The organism is Pseudomonas sp. GW823-FHT02E01, assembly GCF_058797535.1.
In genome coordinates, this window is sequence record NZ_JBXAJS010000010.1 from 51,606 (window position 1) to 62,434 (window position 10,829).

The 10,829-nt window shown below is 59.0% G+C and carries 5 protein-coding genes; 2 read left to right on the top strand and 3 right to left on the bottom strand.

Annotation, left to right across the window (positions count from 1 at the left end; all coding sequences use genetic code 11):
• Positions 1-10: 10 nt before the first annotated feature.
• Both AC1RDQ_RS22685 and AC1RDQ_RS22690 read right to left on the bottom strand, forming a co-directional pair.
• Positions 11-505, bottom strand: a complete 495-nt coding sequence (locus tag AC1RDQ_RS22685; RefSeq protein WP_057714377.1) for a DUF934 domain-containing protein — start codon at positions 503-505, stop codon at positions 11-13.
• Positions 489-2,147 (bottom strand): nitrite/sulfite reductase, encoded by a 1,659-nt coding sequence (locus AC1RDQ_RS22690; protein WP_057714379.1) that lies wholly within the window; start codon positions 2,145-2,147, stop codon positions 489-491. The genes AC1RDQ_RS22685 and AC1RDQ_RS22690 overlap by 17 nt, the downstream gene beginning before the upstream one ends.
• 523 nt (positions 2,148-2,670) lie before the next feature.
• Here AC1RDQ_RS22690 and AC1RDQ_RS22695 point away from each other — a divergent pair.
• Positions 2,671-3,756, top strand: coding sequence for an ABC transporter substrate-binding protein (locus AC1RDQ_RS22695; protein WP_102671344.1), 1,086 nt, complete (start codon positions 2,671-2,673; stop codon positions 3,754-3,756).
• 6 nt (positions 3,757-3,762) lie between these two features.
• Here AC1RDQ_RS22695 and AC1RDQ_RS22700 read toward each other — a convergent pair whose 3' ends face one another.
• Positions 3,763-3,981: a DUF2970 domain-containing protein gene (locus tag AC1RDQ_RS22700; protein ID WP_492588185.1), complete on the bottom strand. Its 219-nt coding sequence runs from the start codon at positions 3,979-3,981 to the stop codon at positions 3,763-3,765.
• A 175-nt stretch (positions 3,982-4,156) separates the two neighbouring features.
• Here AC1RDQ_RS22700 and AC1RDQ_RS22705 point away from each other — a divergent pair, with 175 nt between their 5' ends.
• Positions 4,157-10,735 (top strand): NEL-type E3 ubiquitin ligase domain-containing protein, encoded by a 6,579-nt coding sequence (locus AC1RDQ_RS22705; RefSeq protein ID WP_492588186.1) that lies wholly within the window; start codon positions 4,157-4,159, stop codon positions 10,733-10,735.
• Positions 10,736-10,829: the final 94 nt, after the last annotated feature.

Consider the following 10,829-nt stretch of genomic DNA (forward strand, 5'->3'; position numbering starts at 1 on the left):
GGGGTGACGGTCAGCGACGACGGAACAGCGGCAGCGGTTCGTCGGCAGCGGCCTGGTAGGTCACCGAGAAGTCCTTGAGGCCTTCAAGGGCTTCGTGCGGGTCTTTGTCGGCGCGAATGGCGAACGCGTCGAAACCACAGCGATGCATGTAGAACAACTGGTCACGCAGCACGTCACCAATGGCCCGCAATTCGCCCTTGAAACCGTAACGGTCACGCAGCAGGCGGGCATTGGAGTAGTTGCGGCCATCGGTGAATGCCGGGAAGTTCAGGGCGATGACCTGGAATTGCGCCACGTCTTCACCGATTTCCTCGGCTTCTTCATCGGCGTCCAGCCAGATGCCCAGGCCGCCATCGCGGGCCAGGAGCATGCGGCTATGTTCGCGCCACAGCTGCAACGGCACGATGAGGTCGTCGCAGTTGCTGATCTCGTCGATGTTGAAGTCCTTGGGCAGCAGGTGCCAGGTTTCGTCGACGACCTCGTTGTTCTTAATGATTCGCTGCATAGACACGCTCCTTGAAGAGGTCGATACCAATACGCTGATAGGTGTCGATGAAGCGTTCGTCTTCGGTACGTTGTTCGATGTACACGTCGATCAGCTTTTCGATCACGTCAGGCATGGCTTCCTGGGCAAAGGACGGGCCGAGGATCTTGCCCAGGCTGGCGTCACGGCTGGCGCTGCCGCCGAGGGAAACCTGATAGAACTCTTCGCCTTTCTTGTCCACCCCCAGGATGCCGATGTGGCCGACGTGGTGGTGACCACAGGCGTTCATGCAACCGGAGATGTTCAGGTCCAGTTCGCCGATGTCGAACAGGTAGTCCAGGTCGTCGAAGCGGCGCTGGATCGATTCGGCGATCGGGATCGACTTGGCGTTGGCCAGGGAGCAGAAATCACCGCCCGGGCAGCAGATGATGTCGGTCAGCAGGCCGATGTTCGGCGTGGCGAAACCTTGCTCGCGCAACTCGCCCCACAGGGCGAACAGCTTGTCCTGCTCGACGTCGGCCAGGATGATGTTCTGCTCGTGGGAGGTGCGCAGTTGACCGAAGCTGTAGCGGTCGGCCAGGTCGGCCACGGCGTCGAGCTGTTTGTCGGTGATGTCGCCCGGTGCAACGCCGGTTGGTTTCAGGGACAAGGTCACGGCCACGTAGCCCGGCTTCTTGTGGGCCAGGGTGTTGCGCACGCGCCAGCGGGCGAAGCCCGGGTGCTGCTGGTCGAGCTCGGCCAGGGCGGCGGTCTGGTTGTCCAGCGCCTTGTAGTCCGGATCGACGAAGTGTGTGGCGACGCGCTGCACTTCGGCTTCGGTCAGCGTGGTCTGGCCACCGCGCAGGTGCTCCATTTCCGCATCGACTTTCTGTGCAAAGACTTCAGGCGTCAGCGCTTTGACCAGGATCTTGATCCGCGCCTTGTACTTGTTGTCGCGACGGCCATAGCGGTTGTAGACCCGCAGGATGGCGTCGAGGTAGCTCAACAGGTCTTGCCACGGCAGGAATTCATTGATGAACGCGCCCACCACCGGCGTACGACCCAGGCCACCGCCGACAAGTACGCGAAAGCCCAGTTCGCCGGCTGCGTTGTGCACCGGCTCAAGGCCGATGTCGTGGACTTCGATGGCGGCACGGTCGGAAGTCGAACCGTTGACGGCAATCTTGAATTTGCGCGGCAGGTAGGCGAATTCCGGGTGGAACGTGGTCCACTGGCGGACGATCTCGCACCATGGGCGCGGGTCGATCAGTTCGTCGGCGGCGACACCGGCAAACTGGTCGGTGGTGACGTTGCGCAGGCAGTTGCCGCTGGTCTGGATCGCGTGCATCTGCACGGTGGCCAGTTCAGCGAGAATGTCCGGAATGTCTTCCACGGCCGGCCAGTTGAACTGCACGTTCTGCCGGGTACTGATGTGGGCATAGCCCTTGTCGTAGTCGCGGGCAATCCTGGCCATCATTCGCATCTGGCGCGAAGTCAGTTGGCCGTAAGGCACGGCGACTCGCAGCATAGGCGCGAAACGCTGGATATAAAGGCCATTTTGCAGGCGCAGGGGGCGGAATTCTTCTTCGCTCAGCTCGCCTGCCAGATAGCGTCGGGTCTGATCACGGAACTGCTTGACGCGGTCCTCGATGATCCGCTGATCGTATTCGTCGTATACGTACATATAAGTCCTGTTCTCAGGCTTGGGCCGGTCGGAAACAGCGGCGTTTTTTGGCTTGCTGGCGTCCGATAATACCTCGGCAATTCTGCGCGCACGGCCGCGCACTCCCTACGGAGCCGGGGCACGATACCAGTTTGCAGTTATGCGTAAAAGTGATGTTTGAGCATATGTAAAGAACCAAATCGACTAATGAGGGGCGCTGTTACAAAGACCCTGTTTGTGATGCGGGCAATCGTCGTCTTTACTCTGCTCGAGTCTTTATGCAATCACCGATAAAACCGACAAGAGGCGATGCAATGAGCAACCCAACCAAAGCACGGAAAAGCGATAGCACCGTTGATGCATGGGCCATTTTGTTCCTGATCATTCTGGTCGTGGGGACCGCGGTATTCTGGGTCAGTCATCAGTAAGCGACCCCGTCCGGGCCCGGTTCCGACGATTGTCTGACAAAAACCGGAAAAGTCGCCGTTTTACGGACGTTCGCTGGCTATAATGCGCGGCGAATTTCCGGGGGCTCGGACGACACATGTTGAAGTTTCTAAGTGGTGTATTACTGGCGCTGGGCATGGTCGCGGGACCGTGCGCTCAAGCGGCGTCAGTGCTGTTCCTTAACCCGGGAACCACCAAGGAAGCTTTTTGGGTCAGTTACTCGCAGTTCATGCAGGCCGCCGCCAGGGATCTGGGCATGGACCTGCGGATCCAGTACTCCGACCGGGTGCCTGAAAACATCATCAAGCAGGCGCGCGAAGCCCTCCAGGGGCACAATCGTCCCGACTACCTTGTGTTCGTCAACGAACAATCCGTTGCCCCCGAAGTGCTGCGCCTGGCACAAGGCAGCGGGGTGAAGTTGTTTCTGGTCAACAATGCCTTGACTGTGGATCAGGTAAAACTGCTCGGCGCCCGACCCGACAAGTATCCCGACTGGATCGGCAGCCTGGTGCCCAACGATGAGGAGGGCGGCTACCTGATGCTCAAGGAGTTGATTCGGTTGCATCCCCCGGTGGCCCCGGGCCAGATGATTGACCTGCTGGCTTTTTCCGGTTTGAAGGTCACGCCGTCGGCGCAGTTGCGTGAGAAGGGCATGCGTCGGGCGCTGGCCGAACACCCGCAAGTGCGTTTGCGTCAGCTGGTGTACGGTGGCTGGACACGTCAGCGCGCGTACGAGCAAGCCAAACTGTTGTTCACGCGTTATCCGCAGACTTCACTGGTGTGGGCGGCCAACGACGAAATGGCGTTTGGCGTCATGCAGGCGTATGTCGAATCGGGCGGTGTTCCGGGCAAGGATGCATTGTTCGGCGCCATCAACAATTCACCCGCAGCATTGCAAGCGCTGCTCGACAACCGCCTGAGCGTGTTGCTGGGCGGGCATTTCAGCCTGGGTGGCTGGGCACTGGTTGAGCTGCATGACTATGACCAAGGGGTCGACATCAGCCAGTACGGCGGTCGGGACCGACAACTTCCGCTGTTGCAATTGATTAACCGGGCGCAAGCCAAACAACTGCTGGCGTTGGGCCGCGCACAGAATTTCGGGGTGGATTTCCACAAGCTGTCGGCGAAGGGGCGACCAGCGTCCTACCGCTATCCGTTCAGCCTGCAAATCCTGATGCACTGAGCCGTTTCAGATCCCTGCCAACAGCAACACCAGTTTGACGATGCCAAACAGCGTCAGGGCAAATACCGTGGTGAACAAAACCCCCAGGATCACGAAATGACTGGGCTTGCCGTGGGTAAAATCCCGCGCCCGGTTCTTGTTGCTCTGCACTCCGAACGCTGCCGCCATGACGCTGTGCAACATCTGCCAGAAGGTTGGCGGCTTGTTGTCGACTGGATCGTCCATAAATCCCTCGCCTGTCAGTAAGTCCTCAGAGCATAGACAATCCGCCGGCCAGTGGTGCGGCCGGCCTGCGAATCGACGCATTTTGAAATCAGTCTGGGCCGATGCGATAACTATCTACCGCAGATACGGTTCACTGAAATGATGTTCTGTCGTTCCATTTTTCAGGAGCGACACAATGTCTACCCATCCCCCCTCTGTGCCCCGTCAACCTCTGGTTGCGGGCCAAACCAGCATTCACCGCGAACTACTTGAACAGCTGACGCCTGATTGGTTGGTCGATGCCACGCCGCAGCGGCGGGCGGCCATAAAAGCCAGCGGCTCGCTCGCGCCGAACTGGTACACGCGAGCCTCCCGCGAGCAACAGCAGGCACTGAAAGACCGTTTCAACGACAGCCTGGTTTGCCAGACCCTGCTCGACAAAACCATGTCGTCGCTGCCAGATGCCGAAAGCTTTGCCGAGCCGATACTGCAAAAGGCGCTGAAGGATCAGTTCGGGGTCGAGGTCGACGTCAACAAAACCCTGGTGTGTCTGAGGCGAGCGCTGGAAGTCAGCGATCTTGAAATCGAGATCAGCACATTCGAGGTGATGAAGCTTTCGTTGTTGCAGGCGGCACTGCATAACTTCGAAGCGTCCGAATGCGAGGCGGGCGCCTTTCATCGCGGGTCGGGCTTTGTAGTCGAGACTTCCACGCCTGGTACGTTCGAGGTCACTGCCCTCAACATGTCGGTCACGCAATTCCTCTCACTCTGCCGCAAGCTGGATATCGGCGCGCAGTATCAAACCCGTGTCGAGGCGTTTTTCCAGGCAACGGCTGCGCAGAAGAAATCGACAGTGTCCGAGCAATTCATTGCCAGTCAGAAAGCGGCAATGAGAGCAGCCGCTGAATTGGCGCTGCTGAAAAAAGAAATCGAACCCGACGATTACGCAATGATCCTTTCGGTGGTTAATGGCGAGGTCCATCCCCGTGTAGGCAGCAGGCCAGTCTGGTTTCGTGACCTGAACCTGATGAAGCGCAGGATGACGGGCTGCGTCGTGTTCAGCATCAGTGAACAATATCGTTATACCAACGACTACATCGTCTACATTCCCCACGATCCCGAGCACCCGCTCAAACGCTATACTTCTGAGCAGCTGCGTGAAGAATTCAAGCGCCAGTTCACCGCCCATGACGCATTGCCCACCAGTGGCAGCGGGCCGACCGCCCACCAGCGCTTTTTCAGCCAGTTCGTCGCCTACGCCGACCGCCCTTATTACTTCAGCCAGTTCACCCGCAAGGCCGCCGACTCTCCGACTGATCCTTTGCATTCATTCTGGTTGAAGGTCCTCCAGTACGTGCCCCCGTTGTCGTCCGTCGCCCGCATCAAAGAGCTGCCGCCAGAACCTGCGGGCAAACGTGAGCCGGTCGAAGATCCTTATCTCAATCCATTCGGGATGATTCGCGAAGGCGTGGCGGGCATCTGGTCCGCCAACAGTGATCTGTGGACTTATCTCTACGAGCAAAACCGCAAGAAAGTCATCGCCGACGCACGCAGCCATGCGGTGCCCACGGCGGACGTCGATGCGCGAGTGCGGGCGCAAAAGCTCAATCATCTGCTGGAATTAGGCATGCTGGGCCTGAACATGGTGTCGATGTTCGTGCCGATACTGGGGGAGATCATGCTGACGGTCATGGCGGGTCAGCTGCTGTACGAGTCGTTTGAGGGGGTGATCGAGTGGAGTGAAGGAGATCGAACGGCGGCCAAGGCGCACCTGGTCGATGTGGCCGAGAATCTGGCGCTGGCCGCGGTGATGGCCGGTGCGGGCAAAGGCTTGGCCAAGCTGACGGCGGTGAAACCCGAACCGCTGGTCGAGCGCCTGCAATCCATCAAACGCGACGACGGCAAAACCCGCTTATGGAAACCTGACCTGAGCGGTTACGAACGCAACCTCATCCTGCCTCGTCATTCAGTCCCTGATGCGTCGGGGCTGCACCGGATAAATGGCAAAACCTTCATTCGGCAGGGTGGCAAGGTCTACGAAACAACCTTTGACCCTTCGCTGAAGAAATGGCGCATTCGGCATCCGACGGATACCAGCGCCTGGCAACCCATACTAGAACACAACGGGCACGGCGCCTGGCGCCATGCGCTGGAGCGTCCCCGGACCTGGGATCGGCTGACACTGCTGCGGCGCATCGGCCATATCACCGAGGCTTTTTCCGATGAGCAACTGCTCGACATCGCCGAGGCCTGTGGTGTCGAGGACAATGCCTTGCGCAAGATGCACATGGATCATCTTGCGCCGCCGCCGGAGCTGTCCCACGCCTTGCGGCTGTTCGAAGCCGACCCAGGCATTGGCGGACCACTGCTCGAAAAATTGCAACGCGCCAGCCCGGGGCTGAGTAATGCCGCCGCTCGCAGGGTTCTGCTCGATGCCAATGCCGAAGAGCTCACCCGCCTGAAAACAACGAGTCGAATTCCCCTGAAAATGCTGGAGGAGGCCCGTTGGTATGCACAACAGGGGCGTCAGGCCCGGGCTTTCACTGGCCTGCGCATGGAATCCGCGCTGTCCGCTGACAGCCGGTGGCTCGCACTGCATGCCCTGGAAAAAATGCCGGGGTGGTCCGGCGAGGTGCGGCTGGAGATTCGCGACGGCCACATCGAGGGTCCGCTCATCGACGGCATTGGTAGCGAGGCCGCGACAATCCGTAAGTACGTGGTTAAAAACGGCCCGTCCTATCAGGCATTTGATGAGCGTGGCGAGACGCTCAATGGCGTGCCCGCCACCGGCGATAACTTTTACGCCTCGATCATGCACGCATTGCCCGATGAATCCCGTCGCGCATTGGGCGTTCCACACGTGGGCCAAAGCGTCGATCTGAAGCAGGCTGTCATCGACTCGGCCTTCGAGCATCGGGCGCAATTGTCGCAAATGCTGGAACAGCGCAGCGGTAACGGCAAGGCGTTCAAGCCGCCCGTACGCGTAACGGAGCGTCGGGTGGGCTACTACGCCAGCGGGCGCGGGCAAGGTTTGAATCCTTCTCTGGTGTCGCGGGTTCAGGACGTCTATCCAGCGCTGACGGATCAGCAGGCCAATGGGTTTATCCTGGCGCAGCTGCGCGCGGGTAAAACCGATGCACAGATTTATAGCCTCCTGCAGGAGCGTATGCGCGAGTGGGAGACCCTCGAGGCGACGCTCGATCAATGGGTCGGCGAGCCGATAGCGGGTTCTGTCCTGGAGTCGATGCTCGGAGGCAAGGCCTCGGTCGCGCAGAGCCTCAAGCAATCCTGGCGTAATTCGCCGCTGGCCGGGGAGCATCCGCGCTACAGATTGCTTGAGTTGGTCTGTGACGACCCGATCCCTGCGCTGTCGGCGGACTTCTCCCATGTGGGTGATCTGTATGTCCGGGGTCGAAGCATCACCGACGCCAATGTCGATGCGTTGTTGGCGAATTTTCCCAAGCTCAAAAGACTGCGGATCAATGCCACGGGCAACGATTTCGGCACCGTGCCCCAAGTGCTGAGCAGCATGCCGGACCTCAGGGGGCTGAGCCTGTATTCAGCCGCGCCCTTCGCCGCAGACATGCCGTCGAGACTGGGTGCGTTGACGGCGCTCGAGGAGCTCAGCGTGTATTCAACCTGGGGCGTTCCCGTGCCGTTGGACGTAAGCCGGCTGCGCAATCTGCGTCTGCTCGACGTGATCGCGCCGTCAATGGATCAGTGGCCAACCGGGGTTCTGGAACTGCCCCGTCTTGAACGTCTGAACCTCACCGGGACAGCCATCAGTACATTCCTCGGAGGCATTTTCGAAGGGCATGAAAAACTCTGGTCCGGGTTGTCGCTGGATTGGTCGAACATGCCGCGCCCAAACTTCAAGCAGGCCTATGAGTATCTCAGGCGTCAGCCCCGGCACCTTGTTGATCTGGAAGAAATGGTCAGGGATTACTGCAAGGGCGAGTTGAAACGTCTTGCTGAAGGCATCAATGACCCGTCCGCGGGATTATTCAATCAATTTGTCGAACAGTGGCAAGACGCAGGGGCGAGATTCGACGCCGTCGAAGCATTGAGTGAGCAGCATCATCAGCTCAACCGGCATCTTGAGGACTGGTCCCAACGCGCGCTGCGAATGCCTGCAGCGGCCAACGAAATCATCGGACGTACATGGACGGCAGATGCCCTGAGAATCTGCTGGCGCAATGGCGCATTCAAACGCTACGGCTCGACGGCCGATGCCTCGGTACTGGATCTGCCGAGCCTGGCGTTGAGCGAGTTTCCAGAATTGCCGGACGGTGCCTTCCCTGAAGTACGAACCTTGTATCTGAAGGGTAATAGTGCCCCCGTCGAGCAGACTCGCAAGTTCGTCCGCGGTTTTCCCGGGCTTGAAAAACTCGACGTGAGTGGCAGCGGTTTGACCGAAGTGCCCTTTGCGCCCGGTGATCTTGAAAAACTGACTGATCTGGATCTTTCCAATAACCGGATTGTTGGCGACGCCGGGGTTCAGCAGGCTTTTGATGGATTGCAGGCACTGCAATACCTGGACTTGAGCAACAACCCGTTGAATACCTTGGATGTCAGTGCAATGACCCGCCTCAAGTCCTTGAATCTAAGTGGCACGGCGCTGCAAGAATGGCCGACCGGGGCACAGGAGCTGCCAGAGCTGTATTGGCTGGACTTGCGGGATAGCAAGGTCAACGCGCTGCCGGAGCCGCTTGCGGATGAGACGCTGCTCAAGGCCAACCTCACGGGCATACCTTTAACCCCTCAAGCCGTCGCCGCGCGCAATGCGGCTCGACATCGAATGGAAATGGCCAAAGGTCTTCCGGCCGGCGCGCTGGAACGGTTCGATCTGGAGCAGGTGCCACAGGATTTCCCTCCGTTCGAAAGCGCCAGTTCGATCGCACGTCAATTGTTGCCGCTGTCGGAAGTCCCGGCGGGAGAAGGGGTTGCGGTTTTGACAAAGCGCCTGCAACGGCTGAAACCGACACTCGCCGATGATGACGCCTTGCAAATGATCGAACAGATGCAGGGCAGCGAAGCTGCGAGCGTGAAAATTGGCGAATGGGAGAAAACCTATGAATCGCTCACGCGCCAATTGAATGGCTGGCTGTTTACCCGGGGATCTCGCGGAAACGGCTGGATGACATCTTCCAGCATTCGCAGGCAGGCTGCCTTGCGGATCGTCGAATGCTGGCAAAAAGGTCTGAGCAGCACGGGCGCGGTGGCTGATGCGGTGCTGGATCTGAACGGTCTGCAACTGGGTGACCTGCCTGAGGTGCCGGCATCGTTCGAGCATGTCGGCACGTTGAAACTGACGAGCGTAAAACTTACCCGGCAAGGTTCCGACGGGTTCCTCAAGGCCTTCACCCGCCTGAAAACCCTGGACCTCAATGGCAATGGGCTGGATGGCGTTCCAGAGCCGGTCTGTGACATGGACAGGCTCGAGCGTCTGGAGTTGTCCTCGAACCGGATGGACGATGCCGAGCTGCTGTATGCCGCATTGAGTAATCTGGAGCGTCTGCGCTGGCTGGACTTGAGCTACAACGAACTGGATACCTTTGATATCGGCGTTTTCGAGCAATTGGAGACGCTGGATCTGCGCAACAATAATTTGACCGAATGGCCGGACGGGGTGTTCGACAGCCAGCACCTGGGCACGCTCAATCTCAGTGGCAACGACATCACGTCGATCCCCGAGCAGGCCCTGAGTGGCGACCATGACGTTTTGACGGCCGGTACGGATTTGAGCGACAACTTCAACCTGTCGCTTGAGAGCCTTGAACGACTCAGGGATTACCGTGAAGCGGGTTTCCACGACAGGGTGCTGGGGATCTCGCGGGCCGATCTTGACGAGTTGATCGATGACGCCAACGGCGATGGCGACGATAGCAGTGAAGGCATCGATACGGATGAGGAACTGCCTGAGACTGAGCCGGATACCGAGCAAAAAACACCGTGGTTAACCCATCTTCCTCCCGAGGAAGTGGCCAGTAAAACCGGGATGTGGAATCAACTCGCGGCGGAACCGGACAATGCGGCGTTCTTTCACCTGCTTTCGCGACTGCAGGATACGCAGGAGTTCAGGGTGGCTAACGCCGATCTGACGCGGCGGGTCTGGACGGTCATTGAAGCCGCCGCCAGCAATACCGAACTACGGGAGATCCTGTTTGCCAGTTCCAGCACCCACGGCACGTGTGTCGACGGTCGAATCCTGACGTTCAGTGGGCTGGAAAGCAGAGTCTTCACCCACAATGCCTTGCTTGATATTCCCGTCGGGCGCCCGAGTGTGAAGGGGCATGCACTGCTGAATTTATCCCGGCAGCTGTTTCGACTGGACAAGGTCGACGACCTCGCGAGGAAAATCGCCGCGCAAACCGGGCAGGATGAGGCCGAAATACGCTTAGGCTATCGAATCGGGCTGACACAAGGATGGGCGGACGGCCTGGAGCTGCCAGGGCAACCGAAACACATGACCTATGCCTCGGGAGTGACCGCTCAACAACTGGCGGACGCGCGCATCGAGATCGTCAACGCAGAGCAGTCCGATGGTTTCTTTGAAGACTTGATCCAGCGCGACTATTGGGAAAGTTATCTCAAGGAAAAACATCCTGACGTGTTCAAGGCGCTGGATGAGATGGATGTTCAGGAGGAAGTTGAAAGCGCTGACGATGCGGCATTACTGACTCAGCTTTTCGAGCAGAGGGCGGCGCGCAACGCGAAGATGATCGAATTGTCCCGACAGGAGGTCGCGGAGCTGACGGCTGCCTCAAGCAGGTAAATCACCTGTGGGAGTGAGCTTGCTCGCGATGGGGGCTTGATGTTCAACATCAATGTTGACTGATACGCCGCTATCGCGAGCAAGCTCGCTCCCA

Bases quoted from the DNA above. Each gene is read 5' to 3' on its own strand.
- AC1RDQ_RS22705 (WP_492588186.1), top strand. From the start codon at position 4,157: ATGTCTACCCATCCCCCCTCTGTGCCCCGTCAACCTCTGGTTGCGGGC.
- AC1RDQ_RS22700 (WP_492588185.1), bottom strand. From the start codon at position 3,981: ATGGACGATCCAGTCGACAACAAGCCGCCAACCTTCTGGCAGATGTTG.
- AC1RDQ_RS22695 (WP_102671344.1), top strand. From the start codon at position 2,671: ATGTTGAAGTTTCTAAGTGGTGTATTACTGGCGCTGGGCATGGTCGCG.
- AC1RDQ_RS22690 (WP_057714379.1), bottom strand. From the start codon at position 2,147: ATGTACGTATACGACGAATACGATCAGCGGATCATCGAGGACCGCGTC.
- AC1RDQ_RS22685 (WP_057714377.1), bottom strand. From the start codon at position 505: ATGCAGCGAATCATTAAGAACAACGAGGTCGTCGACGAAACCTGGCAC.